Genomic DNA, 16,139 nt, shown 5'->3' with positions numbered 1-16,139 from the left:
GCGATGAGCGATAACGAACGCGACGAACGCCCGCAGCCGAAGTACGGGGCGTATGCAGACAAGAAGCCGGCGCGGCCGCAGTTCGGCGAGTACGCGACTCCGGAGCAGCAGCGTGCGGCCATTCGGGTGCCCGCGAGCGACGACAACGAGTCTGTTCCGATCGAGAAGCGCGACCAGGAGCCAAGTTCCTCGCGGGACACCGGGCAATCTGAGCAGCATCCGCACCACCAGCCCAACCGTGTGCATCGAGCCTCGAACGCGCCTTCGGCGAACGACGACCCGGTCGCGGAGGTTCGGCGGCGCACAGACCGATTCTCGACGTACATTCTGCTCGGCGTCGGCCTCTTCAGCGTGCTCACCACAGCGCCATCACTGTTTCAGCTGCCGCAGATGCTCACGCAGGCCTACGCGCAGTTCGGCATGGGGGAGTACTCGAACACCGGGCTCGCCACGACGATCGGCTGGATCATCTTCGTTGTCTATGCCGGGCTCTGGATCGCTGCGCTTCTGCTCTCGTTGCGGCGCCTCGCTGCCCGCAAGACCACGTGGTGGGTTCCGTTCGTCGTCGGCGTCATCGCGAACGTGATGTATCTGATTCTGCTCACCGTCGCGATGGTGAATGACCCGGCATTCATGCAGTACGTGGCGGACCTGTCGTAAGGTCCGGCGCACGGACCCGAAAAGGGCAGATGCTGCCGGGCACCGCCCGACAGCATCCGCCGCTTTTTTGCTCTGCGCTCTAGATGGTGAGCGAGTTGCCGTTTGATCCGAGGTGACGGGTCGATTCCGCGACGCGCGCGGCCATGCCCGTTTCGGCGACCTTGCCCCAGGCGCGCGGGTCGTACTTCTTCTTGTTTCCGACCTCGCCGTCGACCTTGAGGACACCCTCGTAGTTCTCGAACATGTAGCCAGCGATCGAGCGCGTGAAGGCGTACTGCGTGTCGGTGTCGACGTTCATCTTGATGACACCGTTGCGCACGGCCTCGGCGATCTCCGCGTCGGTCGAACCCGAACCGCCGTGGAAGACGAGGTCGAGCGGCTTAGCACCTGTGCCGAACTTCTCGGCGATGCCGGCCTGGATCTCACCGAGCAGCTCCGGGCGCAGCTTGACATTGCCGGGCTTGTACACGCCGTGCACGTTGCCGAACGTGAGGGCGGCGATGTAGCGGCCGTTCTCGCCGAGTCCCAGCGCTTCGACGGCCTTCGTGACGTCATTGACAGTCGTGTAGAGCGCGTCATTGGTGCCCTCGTGCTTGACGCCGTCTTCTTCGCCGCCGACGACGCCGATCTCGACCTCGAGAATCGCGTTGATGGCCTTCGTGCGTTTGAGCATGTCTTCGGCGATCTGAATGTTCTCGTCGAGGGGGACGGCCGAGCCGTCCCACATGTGCGACTGGAAGATCGGGTTGCGCCCGGCCTTCACCTCTTCTTCGCTCGCTGCGATGAGGGGCATGACGAAGTCGTCGAGGGCGTTCTTGGGGCAGTGGTCGGTGTGCAGCGCGACAGTGATCGGGTAGTTCTTCGCAACCTCGGTCGCGAAGCGGGCGAAGGCGAGAGCGCCGGACGCCCTGTTCTTGACGGTGTGCCCGGCGAAGTAATCTGCACCGCCCGTCGTCACCTGGATGATGCCGTCGGAGCCGGCTTCGGTGAGGCCTTGCAGCACAGCGTGAATGGTCTGCGAGCTCGAGACGTTGAACGCCGGAAACGCGAAGCCCTTCGACTTGGCGTTGTCGAGCATCTGAGCGTACTGCTCCGGGGTTGCAATGGGCATGACTTCTCCTAGCGGGGCGTGACTTTGCTTGCCCCCACAGCTTACTGACCCGGATGCTGCGCGCGCACAACGTGTCGCCGTGTGCGAGAGGATGGGCGCATGATCTTCGAATCGAGCGACCGTGCCCTTCACGACCACCTCGCGCGCGTTACCGGGCGCGCCGCCGTCGCAGCATCCCGCTTTGTCGGTTCGGGTGACAAAGTCGGTGTCGATCACGCCGCGGTGGTCGCCATGCGTGATGCGTTCGAGACTGTGCCCGTCGACGCGAGCATTGTGGTCGGCGAGGGTGAGAAAGACGAGGCGCCCATGCTGTACGCGGGTGAGCGCCTCGGAGCGGGCGGCCCCGAGGTCGACGTGGCCGTTGACCCTGTTGATGGAACACGCCTGGCCGCCGAGGCTCGCCCCGGCTCTGTCGCCGTGCTTGCTGCGGCGCCGCGCGGAGCGCTTCTCGATCCGGGCCACGTGTTCTACATGGAGAAACTCATCTGCGTAGGCGCAGGGGCGACGCTGTCTCTCGAACGCTCGCTCACCGAGAACCTCCAGATTCTCGCCTCGGCACTGGAGCGCCCCTTGAGCTCGCTGCGCGTGGCCGTGCAGTCGCGCCCGCGCAATCAGGGCTACATCGACGAAGCGCGCGACGCCGGCGCGAGCGTGGTTCCGTTCGCCGACGGTGACGTGATCGAGTCGCTGCGCGCTGCTCGCGGAGACGGCGTCGATCTGCTCATCGGAATCGGCGGAGCCCCCGAGGGCGTTCTGACGTCGGTCGCGGTTGCGGCACTTGGCGGGCACATGCAGGCGCGGCTGGCTCCGCAGACGGCGGGGGAGCGCGAACGAGCGGATGCTGCAGGGCAGACGCACGGCGAGCTGCTGCGTCTGCACGACCTCGCGGCGGCACCGGGAATCTTCGTGCTCACGGCGGTGACGGATGCTGCGGGACTCGCGGCGCCCCGCCGGGTCGACGACGGCTTCGTGACGGAGAGCCTCGTTATCGACGGGAACGGTGACGCGCGAACCATCGTCGCGCAGCATCCACGGGTCTGACCCCATGCACACCCGTGCAGAGTCTGGCAATAGCTGTTCGAGCAGTGATGGCGGGACTAGGCTGAAGACGGCGTGAACGTCCGGCCACTTCGTTCCACCGCCGACCTGACAAGGACATCGTGAGCACGACAGACTCCGCATCGCACTACCGTCACCCCGACCGCAACCTCGCACTCGAGCTCGTGCGCGCCACCGAAGCCGCGGCGATCCGCGCCGTTCCGTTCATCGGGCGCGGCGACAAGAACGCCGCAGACAAGGCAGCCGTTGACGCCATGCGGGCGTTTCTCGGCACCGTCAACTTCGATGGTCGCGTGGTTATCGGCGAAGGCGAGAAAGACGAGGCCCCGATGCTCTACAACGGCGAGGCCGTCGGAAACGGGTCGGGACCGCACTGCGATATGGCGGTTGATCCGATCGACGGAACGAGCCTGACAGCCGCGGGCCGCCAGAACGCGCTCTCGGTCATCGCCGTCTCTGACCGCGGCACGATGCTCGATGCCTCGAGCGTGTTCTACATGGACAAGCTTGTCACGGGAGCCGAGGGCATCGGCGTCGTCGATATTCGCAAGCCGATCGGCGAGAACCTGCGTGCCCTCGCGAAGGCCAAAGGCAAAAAGGTCGAGGACCTCACGGTCGCCGTTCTCGACCGGCCCCGCCACGAGAAGCTCATCGACGACATTCGCGCCGCTGGCGCCGGCACCAGGCTCATGCTCGACGGAGATGTCGCCGGCGGAATCAACGCCGCACGCTATGGGACGCGCATCGACATGTGCGTCGGTATCGGCGGGAGCCCCGAGGGCATTGTCACGGCGTGCGCCCTCAAGGGGCTCGGCGGTTTCATTCAGGGCCGCATGGCGCCGAAAGACGATGACGAGCGGCAGAAGGGCATCGACGCCGGGCTCAAGATGGACTACGTGTACGAGGCCGACGAGCTCGTGAACAGCGACAACACCTTCTTCGTCGCGACTGGCGTCACAGACGGCGGCCTCGTCGATGGCGTGCGTCGCATGGGTCCGATCATTCGCACGTCGAGCGTCGTGCTCCGCTCGAAGTCGGGCACGATCCGCCGCATATCGGCCGACCATCTTGCGGAGAAGTGGCTAGACGACGAGAAGTGATTCACCGGCTCGCCGCACCGCTCGCGGGCGGTGCGGCGCTGTCGTATGCGGCAACGTGCGTTCTGGGCGCAGGCACCGCGAGCGGCGTCTTTCGCACGGAGAACTCTCGGTGGGTCCACCACGCGTTCTTCATCGTCACGTCTACGCTGACGGGAGCCGCGGCGTGCGCTTCGATGGCGAAGCGACCGAGTATCGCGCTCACACTTGTGCCGGCCAGTGCAGCTCTTATCGCGCTAGCCTCGCGACGTGTGAGAGCGGGAAGTGCCGATCATTCACGTATCGCCCTGAGCGCCGCACCGAGTTATGCGGCGGCTGTCATCGAATCACTGAGGAGCTGAGCGTGGACTTTCTCGACGTCGTCCGACGACGCAAGACAACCAACGGCGCATTTCTGCCCGATCGCGTCAGCGAGGAGCACCAGAGACTGCTCATCGAGGTGGCCGGACGCGCGCCTTCTCAGTTGAACAGTCAGCCCTGGCGGTTCGTCGTGATCGAGAACCGAGAGACCATCGAGAGCGTCGCGGCGATCAGCGGTGAGAGCATGACAGAGGCGATGTCGAACGGCACGTTCTTCGAGCGATACAAGCCGTACTTCCGCTTCAGCGACGACGAGATGGAACGTCGACGCGACGGGATGCTGTTCGACAAGCTGCCGAAGGCGCTTCGGCCGTTCACCAGCCAAGTGTTCACCAAGCGGGGCCAGAAGCTCATGAACACCATGCGCGTGCCGCAGACGCTCGGCGAAGAGAACCGCAAGCTCGTCGCCGGCTCACCACTGCTGCTCGGTGTGATGCTCGACCGAAGCGAGCATCGGCCGGGGGAGCTGTCGTCGTTCTACTCGGTGTTCAGCATGGGCGCGGCCATGGAGAACATCTGGCTGACCACGGTCGAACTGGGCATGGGCATTCAGTTCGTGTCGTTCCCCATGGAGGTGCCGGGGCGATGGACTCAGATCGAGAATCTCCTGCGGGTGCCAGACGACCTCGAGCTCATGGCTGTCTACCGACTCGGATACGTGCCACCGGAGCAGCGCCGTCCGGCGATCGACTGGACAAGCAGGCAGCGAAAGCTGCCGTCGCAATTCGTCTTCAGAGAGACCTGCGATACGCCTCAGACCGGCTGGGACGATGCATCGCAGCTTTCTCCGGAGTAGCGCTCAGGCAGAGCGGGATTCGGTGTCGAGTTCGGCAACGAGCTCGTAGGCGGCGAGTTCGCGAGGCGCCTCCTCGACCTCGTCGATCGGCGGAATGATCTTGGACTCGTCGACCTTGTTGAGTTTGCGTGCCGACGGAAGAACGGTGCGCTCCAGTGATCCGACAAAGCGGTTGTAGTCGCTCACCGTTGCGCGTACCGAGCGACCAAGCTTGTCGATGTGTCCGGCCATCGTGCTGAGCCTGGAGTACAGTTCACGGCTGAGATCGAACAGTTGCTTCGCTTCTGCCGTGACGAGCTCTTGCTGCCAGCTGAATGCGACGGTCTTGAGCACGGACCACAGGGTGACGGGGGAGGCGAGAGCAACGCGCTTTCCAAATGCGTACTCCATGAGCGCAGGGTCTGCCTCGAGCGCGCTCGAGACCAGGGACTCGCTGGGAATGAACGCGATGACGAGCTCTGGGCTGGCGTCGAGGCCGTCCCAGTACGCCTTGCCCCCGAGCGCCGAAATGTGGTCGCGCACGGCCTTCACGTGTGCGGTCAGGAGCTTTTCGCGACGCGCCCCTTCTTCACCCGTCGCCGTGAGAGGGATTGCGCTGGCTTCGAGGTAGGAGCCCATCGGCACCTTTGAGTCGACGGCGATGCTCTTGCCGCCGGGGAGGTGTACGACCATGTCGGGGCGTCCGGCACCGGCATCCGATGAAATCGAGGTCTGAACGTCAAAGTCGACGCGCTCGATAAGTCCCGCGGCCTCGACGACGCTGCGCAGTTGGGTCTCACCCCATACGCCGCGGACGGAATTGTTGCTGAGGGCGGCGGCGAGCGAATCTGTGGTCTTGCGCAAGTGCTCGTCGGACTCGACGGCCGTGCGCAATTGCTGAGACAGTTCGCCGTGCTGCTTCTGCCGCTGCTCTTCAAGCTGAGCGACGGTGCGCTGCATGTCCTGCAGGCTCTGTCGCACGGGAGCGATCGCCTGCAGAAGAGCGTTCTCTGATTTGTCGCGTTCGGCCCTCTGCTCCCGTTCGCGCGTGAGCTGCACGACTTGCGCGTTCAGGTGCTCGGCTGTCGCCTCCATGCGTGCGAGGTCTGCCTGCAGCTCCGATCGAGCAGCGGACTCTTCGGCGCGCAGAGACTGCAGCTCGTGTTGGTGTCGTGCTTCGACGAGCGCCGGGTTTGCAGCATCCGCTCTGCTCTTAGAACGAATGAGAAACACTGCCCATGCGCACGCGGCGCCCACGAGAGCGCCGATGATCAGTCCGATGACGAGAGGAAGAGCTGCATCCATGACGTCATCGTCTCAAGCACGACTGACAATCGGTGCTCACAGCACGCCGCGCACTGAAACACGAGTCGCGCCGTGATGGACTCTTGCGGCCGCGACCGCTCCGTGCTGGGCTGGTCTCATGAGCGTCGAGAGAAGCGATCTTTCTGAGCAACGGGCCCTGTCTTTCGGGCACGTCGCTGAGAGTTACCAGGCCGCGCGCCCCACGTATCCCGATGCCGCGATCGATTGGCTTGTGCCGGAGCGGACGCGACGCGTGCTCGATCTCGGAGCAGGCACGGGCAAGTTCACGGAGTCGCTCGTTGCGCGTGGTCTGGACGTGATCGCCGTTGAACCGTCTGTAGAAATGCTGCAGAAGCTGGCAGAACGCCTGCCGACGGTCGATGCTCGCCAGGGCACCGCCGAGTCGATCCCCGTCGAGGACGCGAGCGTGGACGTCGTGACGGTGGCTCAGGCGTGGCACTGGGTGGATGCTGACGCTGCAGTCCCCGAGATCGCGCGCATTCTTCGGACCGCCGGTCTGCTCTCGCTCGTGTGGAACATGCACGACGACCGGATCGCGTGGGTGCGAGAGATGGAGGAGGTGCTCGGAAAGCTCCCGCGATTCAACGTCGAATACGAGACCCCTCAGATCGGCGAGCTCTTCGGCCACGTTGAGTCATGGACGACGTCGTGGACGCGTAAGCTCACCCTGCCGGAACTCGACACGTACCTTCGCTCACTGAGCTACGTCTCGCTCAAATCGCCGCCAGAGCAGGCTGAGATCGTCGATCGCGTTCAGGCCATCGCGAGCGATGCCGTGGCGGCAGACGGAACCCTTGAGCTGCCGTACCTCACAGAGTGCCACCGAGCGCGCCTCACAGACTGAGACCGGTACGATAGAGCCTCGTGGCTCTCACTATCGGTATCGTCGGACTTCCCAACGTCGGCAAATCAACCCTGTTCAACGCTCTCACCAAGAACCAGGTTCTTGCGGCGAACTATCCGTTCGCGACGATCGAGCCGAACGTGGGCGTCGTGAATCTTCCCGATCCGCGTCTCGACGTGCTGGCGAAGCTCTTCGGCAGTGAGCGCATTCTGCCTGCGACCGTGTCGTTCGTCGACATCGCGGGCATTGTGCGCGGAGCCAGCGAGGGGGAGGGGCTCGGCAATAAGTTCCTCGCCAACATTCGCGAGGCAGACGCGATCGCCGAGGTCGTTCGCGGATTCTCCGATGACGATGTCGTGCACGTTGACGGCACCATCGACCCGAAGGCCGACATGGAGACCATCAACACGGAGCTGATTCTCGCTGACCTCGAGACTATCGAGCGCGCGATTCCGCGGTACGAGAAGGAGGCCCGCGGAAAGAAGATCGGTCCTGAGGTGCTGACCGCTGCGAAAGAAGCGCAGGAGGCTCTGCAGGCCGGAACGCCGCTGTCGTCAGCATCCATTGATCTCGACCCCATTGCAGAACTTGGCCTTCTGACGACCAAGCCGTTTATCTACGTTTTCAACGTGGATGAAGAGATACTGACGGATGCTGACAAGAAGCAGGAGCTTGCTGCGCTTGTCGCGCCGGCAGAGGCCGTGTTCCTCGACGCCAAGATCGAGTCTGAGTTGATTGATCTTGATCCAGAGGATGCTGCAGAGCTGCTCGCCTCCACGGGGCAGGATGAGTCGGGGCTCGACCAGCTTGCTCGTGTGGGCTTTGACACGCTCGGGTTGCAGACGTACCTGACGGCGGGGCCGAAGGAGGCTCGGGCGTGGACAATCGGCAAAGGCTGGAAGGCGCCGCAGGCTGCTGGAGTCATTCACACGGACTTTGAGAAGGGCTTCATTAAGGCCGAGGTCATTTCGTTCGATGACCTTGTGGAGACCGGGTCCGTGCAGGAAGCGCGTGCGCACGGGAAGGCTCGTATGGAGGGCAAGGACTACGTCATGAAGGATGGCGACGTGGTGGAGTTCCGCTTCAACGTCTAGTCGGGGCCGGGCGAAAAAGTCCGTCGAGGACTTTGACGGTGCGGCAGAATCGTTGACGTGACTGACTTCGTAGCCCGTGCGCGACGCTTTGTCGATGCGCACTATCCGCAGGCACTCGCGGCATTCCTCGGAGGCAGCGCCGCATCTGGAGATGCAACCGATTCCTCGGACCTCGACATCCTGATCGTGCTCCCGGATACGTGGGCCTCTGCGTCGTTCGTAGAGACGGTCACGTTCGAGGGCCAGCTCGTGGAGGCATTCGTGTACGGGCGGGACGGGCTCTTGCCGTGGTTGAAGAAAGGGCGCGACGACGGCCGTCCGGTACTGGACCGTCTGATCACGAGCGGAGTGTCGCTCGTTCCGGGCGAAGTTGCTGACGGCATGGCTGCAGGCTCGCGGGCTGTGTTTGATGCAGGTCCTGCACCTATCGATGATGAACAGCTGAATCGACGGCGGTACGCTCTGTCGGCATTGGTCGACGATGTCGCGGATGCAGGGGATCAGGGCATTCGCAACGTGGCGTCGTGGGCGGCGTGGAAGGAAGCGGCTGAGCTGGCTCTGCTGTGGAAGGGATGTTGGATGGGGACGGGGAAGTGGCTGCTGCGTGAGTTGCGTGCGCACGGCGACCCGTTCGGCTTGGCAGCTTGGGCGGAGCGAGGTGGACGTGACACGGGCGCTCTTCTGACAAGCTGCAATGCGCTGCTCGACGAGGTGGGCGGTTCTCTGCAGTCCGGGCATGTCCGGGGAGAGAAGCCTCGCGATCTTGACTGACATGGTCCCGCGACGACGACCACCTGGTCGAGGTCTGTCCGTCGGCGCTCTCGTGGAGGGTTCTCGTCGCAGAGGTTGGTAAGTGCCGGAACTCCGTGGAGTTTAGGTTTAACGTTTAGCGTTATTGACGATCATCGTTATATGCTTGCCTTGTGATCAGATCGTTCGGGAGCAAGGGCACCGAGCGAATCTGGCACGAGCAGTACGTCAAGGGTGTTGACCGGACTGTGCAGCGGGCGACGCTGCGCAAGCTCGAGTTGATACATGCGGCAAAGGATGTTGACGACCTGCGGATCCCGCCCGGGAACCGGTTGGAGCGCCTGGTCGGTGATCGACGCGGTCAACACAGTGTCCGTGTGAATGCGCAGTGGCGTATCTGCTTCGTCTGGAGAGATGGAGGTGCGGAAGATGTCGAACTCGTCGACTACCACTGAGGCTGATCTGATCGAGCCTGTCCACCCGGGAGAGATCCTGATGGAGGATTTCATCGAGGGCTTCGGGATCACGCAGAACAAGCTAGCTGTGTCTATCGGTGTGCCACCGCGCCGGATCAACGAGATTGTTCACGGTAAGCGCGGCATCACAGCCGACACGGCGATCCGTTTGGCGCGGTACTTCGGGACGTCCGATGAGTTCTGGATGAACCTGCAGTCGAATTACGAGCTGCGGCTCGAGCGCCGTGCGCTGCGTGACAAGGTCGCTGCGATCACGCCGCTGAAGGTCGCCTGACGCGTGCCGGAAGTCGCGATCCATGTCATTGCGCACGGTGAACTGTCCTCCAGCGACCTTGCTGAGTTACGCAGGCTCTTCGGCGCCGAGTATCAGGCCGAATTCGGTGAGTGGGACCCCGATCAGGCCATATGGGTATGCGCCGCACGGAGTCCACCTCATCGCTCGGCACAGCGACAAGGTGGTCGGTCATGTTGGGTGGACGACGCGGTAGCGGAGATGGGTCTCGCTCGCAAAGGCCGACGTCTCGAGGCGTTCCAGCTCTACGCGCTTTTCCAGGCCTGCGAACAGCGGGATACCCTCGCCGAGGAGTACTGGCGCGACGTCGAGATGGATTTCGTCGACGAGATCGAGCTGGAGGCATTGGCGCGAGATGCTGCCGCCGAGTAGGCTGACCCACTTCTCTCCCGCCGCCAGTTTGGCTAACTCGACGGCTTCTGCGATGTCGTCGACGATGAAGGTGTACGTGATGCCATCCCGTTCGATCGGGTCGTGAGGGCTGTGCGTCATGAGGTACACGGGCACGTTGAGCATGCCGCCATAGGGGATCTCGCCGTCGTCGATGGTCTGCGTCTTGTTCGCCCCGCCGACCACGGCACCGATCCGTTCGATGACGTTGGCGACCACTGCATCGTCCTCCGGGGCGGACGGCCGGCCGAACATCCAATCGACTTCGCCGCCGATGTCCGCGATGAACCCGTCAACAGTCATCGTCGCGTGCACGATCACTTGGCCCATGATCTTCTCCTTTGTGATGGTGAGCCGATCGACTCACCACCATGAATTTAGTGGTCCCATTAGATGCAAGTCAAGTAACTCACCTCTATGACATACTGACGTCATGCCTCGCCAGTTGTCCTCGTATCACCGTGAAGTCGCCGCGACGAACCGTGAAAAGATCCTCGACTCAGCTGTGCGCTTGTTCCTCGACTCCGGGTACGACCGCACATCGTTGGCACGCGTCGCCGAAGGAGCGGGCGTGTCGAAGGCGACGTTGTTCAAGCAGTTCCCGACGAAGGCTGAGCTGTTTGAGGCGACCGTGCTCGCGGCGGGCGGGTCGCCCGAGGCTGCGCCAATCGCAGTTCCAAAGGGAGACTTCCATCGTGGCTTGGTGGTGCTTGGACGTCTGTATGCGGAGCTGCTCAACCGTCCGCACATGGTCGCGCTGATGCGGACTGTGATCGCTGAGTCGCCAAGGTTCCCGGAGCTGCGAGATCGCACCTTCGATTTCGGGACGTTGCCCGTGCTTGCGACCCTCCGGCGCTATTTGGAGGCGGAACACGCGGCGGGAAGAGCCGACATTGAGGACTCGGATGTCGCATCCGCGCAGTTCCTGGGCATGATCGCATCGTCGATGTTCTGGCCGCGTTTGGTGCACGGCACGTGGTCGATCACGGACGAGGAGCAGCTCTACGTCATCGATGAAGCGGCCCGCACGATCGCCAAACGCTACGGCAAAGCGGTGGACCACCGAGCATCGTCGAGAGACCTGCGCCCTCGAAATGGTGGTTGACTGCGCAACGTGATGGCAACGTGTGACACCCGCGGCGATCGGCGGGCCGCCGTGGTGAATCAATGAGATCGTGGAACATGGCGGGAGACATGATCAACCAGGAGATGTCGAGGAAGTAACCAGGGGGCCAGCTGTGAAGCGATCGCGCGTGCACGTGCTGGGTGCCAGCGGCTCCGGGACGACGACTCTTGGTCGGGCTCTAGCGGACCACTGGGCAGTCCCACATGCAGATGCCGACGACTACTTCTGGCTGCCCACGTCTCCGCCGTTTCAGCAGAAGCGGCCGGCGGAAGAACGCCGGGCACTGATGCGGGATGTGTTCGTGCCCCGGGAAGCATGGGTGCTTTCCGGGTCGGTGGTTGACTGGGGCGAGGACATTGTCCGCGAGTGCGCCGCCGTGGTGTTCCTGACTCTGGATCCAGTCGAACGCCTGCGCCGGCTCGAAGCTCGTGAGCTGCATCGCAGGGCTGGGGCGGATTTCGACAAAGCTGCCTGGGCGACGTTCCTGCAATGGGCGCGCGGCTACGACGACCCCGAGTTCGAGGGGCGCAGTCGCGCGGCCCACGAGGCGTGGCTCGGGCAGCTCCGCCAACCCATTCTTCGGTTAGATAGTGCGCTCCCCAAGGAGGACCTGCTCTCCGAAGTTTTGTCGTGGGAACCGGCTAAACGCGGCAGAGATTGACCGGCTGCGGAACCCGGACCAATTCCGCGTTAAGCTCTGGACCCCAAGTCAGAAACCCTTCCGTCATTGTTCGTATGCTCACTGCTCGGGTAGAGCAGTTCAAACCGTTCGCAGACGACGAGCATCTTGGCGTCGAATTCGTATGACGTGTGCGCGAGCGTGCCGCGCCAGCACCGCTCGTGCTCGGCGCGCCAGTACTCCAGCGACTGGTCACCTTCCCCTTCGAGGTAAGCTTGCTCCGCCGACACGGCATCGAACGGGACGACTATGACCTCGGTTGTTCGAATGAGCGCGCGTGGCTCGCCCGAACTATCCAGCACGATCGAGAGATCGCCTGGTTCGGGTAGAGGCTCGTTTTCGGCCTCGTACTCCCACTTGGCGCTCGCCGTCGCTGTCTTGTCTCCTCTTAGCGTCAGCTCGAGCAAGTGATCGGCGAGTTCCGGGGAATCGCCAAATGACCACGCGGGCGGTGCCGCCGATTCTTTCGAGACGCAGCCTTCGACAGCCGCATACTCCCTGCACATTTCCCAGAATCGTTCGATCTGCCGTGCCCGAGAGAAGTCGGCCGCGGTCGGTGCGGAGGCATCAGGCGGAGGGGAGTTGCTCATGAGACCGTCTTGCCGGTTGAGCACGCGCATGGTCTCGCCGGTGGATTTTGACACTGAAATAAAAACTGTGGTTGGAGCCCTCACGTGATCGACCAGTCGGCGTGACAAGATTCTGTCGTGACCTCGATTCAGACACTCACTGAGACAGATCGGCGAACGATCGCACGCTGGGCAGCCGCTTGTGCGCAGCGAGTGCTTCCCCTCTTCGAAGCCGATAGTCCAGACGATCGGGTACAGGATGCTGTCGCCCGCACACGCGCATTCAGCAATGGTGAGAGCACCGCTGCCGCAGAGATTCGTCAGCGCCTTTTCGCCGTCAAAGCAGCACGCACCGCGACATCGCCTGCTGGCGCGGCAGCCGCCAGATCGGCTGCACAGGCCTCGGCCGTCGCTCACATGGGTGCGCATGCGCTGGGCGCTGCAGCCTATGCCGCGAAGGCCGTCTCGCTCGCGAACCCTAGTGAGCGCAACGCAGCGCAGAAAGAAGTGCAGTGGCAACTGGCTCATCTCACAAACGATGAGCGCGACGTGCTTCGACGCCTGCCGCTTCTGGGAACGGACACGTCAGGCCCGCTCGGTCCCGGACTCCTGACACGAGGGATCGTGGGCTCGGTGATTCGCGAAATCCAAGCTCACCTGAATGGTGGGTCGCCGGAACCGCAACTTGCTGGCCGCATCAGTTGAGGTCGCGCGTCGATTCCGGGATCAGGCCGTTCGCGTAGAGACTCGCTCCGAGGTCTTGCAGAGCGGTGAGGGCGACGCGCTGGGTCGTCGGTCCGTACGAGACGCGGCCGACGCCGAGCGCTTCGTACTCCGCGCCGGTGAGTGCACCAGGGAGACCTCCGATCACACTGACCTTGCGCTCGCCAATGCCCTCCACCAGTTGACGGACGACGTCGGCAGAAAGCTTTCCCGGCACGAAGACGATGTCGGCGCCTGCGCCAATGTATGCGCGTCCGCGCTCGATCGCGTCGGCAATGGACTCTTCTTCAGGGCGGCCGTTGGCGCGCAGGAACGCGTCGGTACGCGCATTCAAAGCGAAGGGGACGCCCTCGGCATTACCCGCTGCGATGACTGCTTCGACACGCGCCACGGACTCCGAAAGCGGCCGAAGCCGATCCTCGATATTCGCGCCGACAACTCCGACGTCGATCGCGCGGCGAGCAGTCTCGGCCGGATCGTCGTAACCATCGTCAAGGTCCGCTGAGACGGGTACGTCACCCGCAGCATCCACGATTCGGCCAACCATATCGAGGGTGACGTCGAGCGGAATCGCGCCATCGGCGTAGCCGAAGCTCGCCGCAATCGAATGACCCGCAGTGGCAAGGGCTCGGGTCTCGGGAAGAGCAAGGATCGCTTTGGCCGACACGACGTCCCACACGTTTACCACGCGTAAGATCTCGGGCGCGGCGTGCAGCGCTGAGAGCGTTCGGGCTCGAACGGCCTGCGACGCGTTCTGTCCGTCCAAAGTCTGCGTCATGCCGTCACTGTAGCAGCGGTCAGTGCGTCAACCAGCCGATTGCTCGAGTGCTGTCGTCCCCAAAGCGATATCTCAGACAGCGTTTCCGAGGGCGTATGAGGATGCTGAAGTGATCATGCCCGTTCGCAACGTCCGCAAGGGCGAGGACGCTGTCGTGCGCATCCGTGAGCGGTTTCCCGATGCAAACGTCTCATTACGCTCGCTTGACCAGTCGTCACTGGATTCGGTAGCGAGACTGGGCGGTGCACTCATAGAAGAGGGCAAGCCAATTCACATCCTCATCAACAACGCGGGCGTCATGACCCCTCCGAGCAGGCAGACGACGAAAGACGGGCATGAGCTCCAGTTCGGCACGAATCACCTGGGACATTTCGCGCTGACGGCATGGCTTCTCCCGCTGCTGAAAGCGGGACATGCTCGCGTGACCTCCCAGGTCAGCGTTGCAGCACGGGGCGGAGCGATCAACTGGGAGGACCCTAACTGGGAACGCACGTATAACGCGTCACGCGCGTACAGTCAGTCGAAGATCGCGCTCGGTCTGTTCGGGCTGGAGCTCGACCGGCGCAGCCGCGCGAATGGCTGGAAAATCAGTAGCAACCTGTCCCATCCCGGCGTCGCGCCGACGAATCTTCTCACTGCGCGACCTGAACTCGGCCGCAGCAAGGATACGCCGCGGGCAAGGCTCATCCGCTGGCTTTCTGAACGCGGGATTCTCTTAGGTACTGTCGAGACGGCTAAATTCCCGGCGCTGATGGCCGCGACCGACCCGCAGGCTCGGTCGGGCGCCCTCTACGGGCCTAGCGGACCGGGGAATCTTGGTGGCGCTCCCTCCGAGCACGCACTGTATCGGCCGCTACGGAGCGCCGAGAATGCGTCGCGGGTGTGGGACCTCTCCGAACGCCTTGCTGCCACGAGCTTCACCAATTGAGCGCCGCGAAAATCGGCTCTGAACTGACCGTATCCGTTGCGACTGTCTCCTGACACGGCCTCCTATTAGTGTGGGGTCATGGACGGGATCGTGTCGGCCGAGAAGCTCGAGTCCCTTCGGCAGCCGCTCATCCGCCACTGCTACCGCATGCTTGGCTCGGCCGCAGATGCCGAGGATGCCGTTCAGGACACTCTGATCAGGGCGCACGAACGCCGCGATCAGTACGATCCCAGCCGTGGAGCCCTGCGCACCTGGCTGTATCGGATCGCGACGCGCATCTGCCTCGATCGCCTTCGCGGTGCAGATCGTCGGATGCTGTTTGGCGGCCCCGAGCACATGGACGGCGACGATCTCGGAGTGCCCTTGCCTCCGCACCGCTGGGTGGAGCCGGTGCCCGGCGCTCGTCTTTTCGGCACCGACGACCCCGCAGACACAGCTGTCGAGCGCGAAACGGTGCGACTCGCGTTCGTCGCCCTGCTTCAGCATCTCCCGGCGAAACAGCGCGCGGTCCTGGTTCTTCGCGACGTGCTCGCCTACTCGGCGGCCGAGTGCGCCGACATTCTCGACACCTCGGTGGCCTCGGTAACCAGTGCACTTCAACGTGCCCGGGCGCGTCTCGCCGATGCCCGTGAGATCGAGGATGCTGTCGCACTCTCGGCTCCCCAGGTTGAGCTTCTCGAGCGCTACGTAGACGCCTTCGAATCGCACGACGTCGCGGGACTCACCAATCTGCTCTGTGCTGACGCCAGAACGAGTATGCCGCCATTCGATTGGTGGATCAGGGGCGGTTCCGCGATCGCCACTCTCATGGGAGCGACCGACGACTGCGCCCGCGACCGATTCATTGTCGTCGACGTCAACGGAGCACCGGGACTCGGTCAATATCGACCTGACGAGCACGACGTGCTGCGACCGTTCGCACTCATCGCCGTCGAAGCGCGGGACGGGCAGATTGCGCGAACAACCACGTTTCTGGGCATGGGTGATCGTTTCGCCGATTTCGGCCTTCCCGATGTTTTCCCGCATTCTTCTGCGGTGCGATGATTTTCGTCGCCCGCGCCCGTATACGGAGGTGACAGTTCCGCAGAGGCGTGAGGAGACG

19 protein-coding genes are annotated in these 16,139 nt (G+C 63.4%); 14 read left to right on the top strand and 5 right to left on the bottom strand.

Going from position 1 to position 16,139, the window contains the following annotated elements; genetic code table 11:
* Positions 1 to 3: 3 nt before the first annotated feature.
* Positions 4 to 660 carry a DUF6264 family protein gene (locus ATJ78_RS13490; protein ID WP_098408719.1) on the top strand — a complete coding sequence of 219 codons (657 nt, stop codon included), beginning with the start codon at positions 4 to 6 and terminating at the stop codon, positions 658 to 660.
* A gap of 79 nt (positions 661 to 739) precedes the next feature.
* On the opposite strand, the gene fbaA is transcribed toward ATJ78_RS13490, so the two are convergent.
* Positions 740 to 1,771, bottom strand: coding sequence for a class II fructose-bisphosphate aldolase (gene fbaA / locus ATJ78_RS13485; RefSeq protein WP_098408718.1), 1,032 nt, complete (start codon positions 1,769 to 1,771; stop codon positions 740 to 742).
* 99 nt (positions 1,772 to 1,870) lie between these two features.
* Here fbaA and ATJ78_RS13480 point away from each other — a divergent pair, with 99 nt between their 5' ends.
* The 3 genes from ATJ78_RS13480 (at position 1,871) to ATJ78_RS13465 (ending at position 5,083) form a co-directional block, all read left to right on the top strand.
* Positions 1,871 to 2,812 carry a class II fructose-bisphosphatase family protein gene (locus tag ATJ78_RS13480; RefSeq protein ID WP_098408717.1) on the top strand — a complete coding sequence of 314 codons (942 nt, stop codon included), beginning with the start codon at positions 1,871 to 1,873 and terminating at the stop codon, positions 2,810 to 2,812.
* Between the two features lie 119 nt (positions 2,813 to 2,931).
* The gene (glpX, locus tag ATJ78_RS13475) at positions 2,932 to 3,930 is read left to right on the top strand and encodes a class II fructose-bisphosphatase (RefSeq protein WP_098408716.1); all 999 of its coding nucleotides are present in this window, start codon (positions 2,932 to 2,934) and stop codon (positions 3,928 to 3,930) included.
* Between the two features lie 340 nt (positions 3,931 to 4,270).
* Entirely contained in the window at positions 4,271 to 5,083 is an 813-nt protein-coding gene (locus ATJ78_RS13465; RefSeq protein ID WP_098408714.1) for a nitroreductase family protein, read from the top strand.
* A 3-nt stretch (positions 5,084 to 5,086) separates the two neighbouring features.
* Here ATJ78_RS13465 and ATJ78_RS13460 read toward each other — a convergent pair whose 3' ends face one another.
* On the bottom strand, positions 5,087 to 6,367 hold the full coding sequence (locus ATJ78_RS13460) for a DNA recombination protein RmuC (RefSeq protein WP_098408713.1): 1,281 nt from the start codon (positions 6,365 to 6,367) through the stop codon (positions 5,087 to 5,089).
* A gap of 118 nt (positions 6,368 to 6,485) precedes the next feature.
* On the opposite strand from ATJ78_RS13460, the gene ATJ78_RS13455 reads away from it, so the two are divergent.
* The 5 genes from ATJ78_RS13455 to ATJ78_RS13435 all read left to right on the top strand — a co-directional run bounded on the left by ATJ78_RS13455 (position 6,486) and on the right by ATJ78_RS13435 (position 9,826).
* The gene (locus ATJ78_RS13455; protein ID WP_098408712.1) at positions 6,486 to 7,232 is read left to right on the top strand and encodes a class I SAM-dependent methyltransferase; all 747 of its coding nucleotides are present in this window, start codon (positions 6,486 to 6,488) and stop codon (positions 7,230 to 7,232) included.
* Between the two features lie 20 nt (positions 7,233 to 7,252).
* Positions 7,253 to 8,326 (top strand): redox-regulated ATPase YchF, encoded by a 1,074-nt coding sequence (gene ychF / locus ATJ78_RS13450; RefSeq protein ID WP_098408711.1) that lies wholly within the window; start codon positions 7,253 to 7,255, stop codon positions 8,324 to 8,326.
* A gap of 57 nt (positions 8,327 to 8,383) precedes the next feature.
* Positions 8,384 to 9,097 (top strand): nucleotidyltransferase domain-containing protein, encoded by a 714-nt coding sequence (locus tag ATJ78_RS13445; protein WP_169923461.1) that lies wholly within the window; start codon positions 8,384 to 8,386, stop codon positions 9,095 to 9,097.
* 152 nt (positions 9,098 to 9,249) lie between these two features.
* The gene (locus tag ATJ78_RS13440) at positions 9,250 to 9,531 is read left to right on the top strand and encodes a type II toxin-antitoxin system RelE/ParE family toxin (protein WP_098408709.1); all 282 of its coding nucleotides are present in this window, start codon (positions 9,250 to 9,252) and stop codon (positions 9,529 to 9,531) included.
* Entirely contained in the window at positions 9,506 to 9,826 is a 321-nt protein-coding gene (locus ATJ78_RS13435; protein ID WP_098408708.1) for a HigA family addiction module antitoxin, read from the top strand. Before ATJ78_RS13440 ends, ATJ78_RS13435 begins: the two co-directional genes overlap by 26 nt.
* Positions 9,827 to 10,015: 189 nt before the next feature.
* Here the strand turns inward: ATJ78_RS13435 and ATJ78_RS13430 are convergent, their stop codons facing one another.
* Complete coding sequence (locus ATJ78_RS13430) at positions 10,016 to 10,564, bottom strand: dihydrofolate reductase family protein (RefSeq protein WP_098408707.1); 549 nt, start codon at positions 10,562 to 10,564, stop codon at positions 10,016 to 10,018.
* A gap of 103 nt (positions 10,565 to 10,667) precedes the next feature.
* On the opposite strand from ATJ78_RS13430, the gene ATJ78_RS13425 reads away from it, so the two are divergent.
* Positions 10,668 to 11,339 carry a TetR/AcrR family transcriptional regulator gene (locus ATJ78_RS13425; RefSeq protein WP_098408706.1) on the top strand — a complete coding sequence of 224 codons (672 nt, stop codon included), beginning with the start codon at positions 10,668 to 10,670 and terminating at the stop codon, positions 11,337 to 11,339.
* 133 nt (positions 11,340 to 11,472) lie between these two features.
* On the top strand, positions 11,473 to 12,021 hold the full coding sequence (locus tag ATJ78_RS13420; RefSeq protein ID WP_098408705.1) for an AAA family ATPase: 549 nt from the start codon (positions 11,473 to 11,475) through the stop codon (positions 12,019 to 12,021).
* 29 nt (positions 12,022 to 12,050) lie between these two features.
* Here the strand turns inward: ATJ78_RS13420 and ATJ78_RS13415 are convergent, their stop codons facing one another.
* The gene (locus ATJ78_RS13415) at positions 12,051 to 12,659 is read right to left on the bottom strand and encodes an ASCH domain-containing protein (protein WP_245836326.1); all 609 of its coding nucleotides are present in this window, start codon (positions 12,657 to 12,659) and stop codon (positions 12,051 to 12,053) included.
* 87 nt (positions 12,660 to 12,746) lie between these two features.
* Between ATJ78_RS13415 and ATJ78_RS13410 the strand changes: the two genes are divergently transcribed.
* On the top strand, positions 12,747 to 13,313 hold the full coding sequence (locus ATJ78_RS13410; protein WP_169923460.1) for a putative immunity protein: 567 nt from the start codon (positions 12,747 to 12,749) through the stop codon (positions 13,311 to 13,313).
* On the opposite strand, the gene ATJ78_RS13405 is transcribed toward ATJ78_RS13410, so the two are convergent.
* Positions 13,306 to 14,109, bottom strand: a complete 804-nt coding sequence (locus ATJ78_RS13405; RefSeq protein WP_098408704.1) for an isocitrate lyase/PEP mutase family protein — start codon at positions 14,107 to 14,109, stop codon at positions 13,306 to 13,308. The two genes, ATJ78_RS13410 and ATJ78_RS13405, sit on opposite strands and share 8 nt — an antisense overlap.
* Positions 14,110 to 14,131: 22 nt before the next feature.
* Between ATJ78_RS13405 and ATJ78_RS13400 the strand changes: the two genes are divergently transcribed.
* Both ATJ78_RS13400 and ATJ78_RS13395 read left to right on the top strand, forming a co-directional pair.
* Positions 14,132 to 15,037 (top strand): SDR family oxidoreductase, encoded by a 906-nt coding sequence (locus tag ATJ78_RS13400; RefSeq protein ID WP_434061499.1) that lies wholly within the window; start codon positions 14,132 to 14,134, stop codon positions 15,035 to 15,037.
* A gap of 78 nt (positions 15,038 to 15,115) precedes the next feature.
* Positions 15,116 to 16,081: an RNA polymerase subunit sigma-70 gene (locus ATJ78_RS13395; protein ID WP_098408703.1), complete on the top strand. Its 966-nt coding sequence runs from the start codon at positions 15,116 to 15,118 to the stop codon at positions 16,079 to 16,081.
* The last annotated feature ends 58 nt before the right edge of the window (positions 16,082 to 16,139 follow it).

Origin of the sequence: Paramicrobacterium agarici (assembly GCF_002563955.1) — a bacterium.
Classification (GTDB): Bacteria; Actinomycetota; Actinomycetes; order Actinomycetales; family Microbacteriaceae; genus Paramicrobacterium; species Paramicrobacterium agarici.
Note: the sequence above shows the minus strand (reverse complement) of the source record. Positions and strands in the feature narration are given on the sequence as shown.

What these genes read in the sequence shown, in the direction of transcription:
- ATJ78_RS13490 (WP_098408719.1), top strand. Translation starts at nt 4, where the DNA reads ATGAGCGATAACGAACGCGACGAACGCCCGCAGCCGAAGTACGGGGCG.
- fbaA (WP_098408718.1), bottom strand. Translation starts at nt 1,771, where the DNA reads ATGCCCATTGCAACCCCGGAGCAGTACGCTCAGATGCTCGACAACGCC.
- ATJ78_RS13480 (WP_098408717.1), top strand. Translation starts at nt 1,871, where the DNA reads ATGATCTTCGAATCGAGCGACCGTGCCCTTCACGACCACCTCGCGCGC.
- ATJ78_RS13460 (WP_098408713.1), bottom strand. Translation starts at nt 6,367, where the DNA reads ATGGATGCAGCTCTTCCTCTCGTCATCGGACTGATCATCGGCGCTCTC.
- ATJ78_RS13455 (WP_098408712.1), top strand. Translation starts at nt 6,486, where the DNA reads ATGAGCGTCGAGAGAAGCGATCTTTCTGAGCAACGGGCCCTGTCTTTC.
- ATJ78_RS13435 (WP_098408708.1), top strand. Translation starts at nt 9,506, where the DNA reads ATGTCGAACTCGTCGACTACCACTGAGGCTGATCTGATCGAGCCTGTC.
- ATJ78_RS13430 (WP_098408707.1), bottom strand. Translation starts at nt 10,564, where the DNA reads ATGGGCCAAGTGATCGTGCACGCGACGATGACTGTTGACGGGTTCATC.
- ATJ78_RS13425 (WP_098408706.1), top strand. Translation starts at nt 10,668, where the DNA reads ATGCCTCGCCAGTTGTCCTCGTATCACCGTGAAGTCGCCGCGACGAAC.
- ATJ78_RS13415 (WP_245836326.1), bottom strand. Translation starts at nt 12,659, where the DNA reads ATGCGCGTGCTCAACCGGCAAGACGGTCTCATGAGCAACTCCCCTCCG.
- ATJ78_RS13405 (WP_098408704.1), bottom strand. Translation starts at nt 14,109, where the DNA reads ATGACGCAGACTTTGGACGGACAGAACGCGTCGCAGGCCGTTCGAGCC.
- ATJ78_RS13395 (WP_098408703.1), top strand. Translation starts at nt 15,116, where the DNA reads ATGGACGGGATCGTGTCGGCCGAGAAGCTCGAGTCCCTTCGGCAGCCG.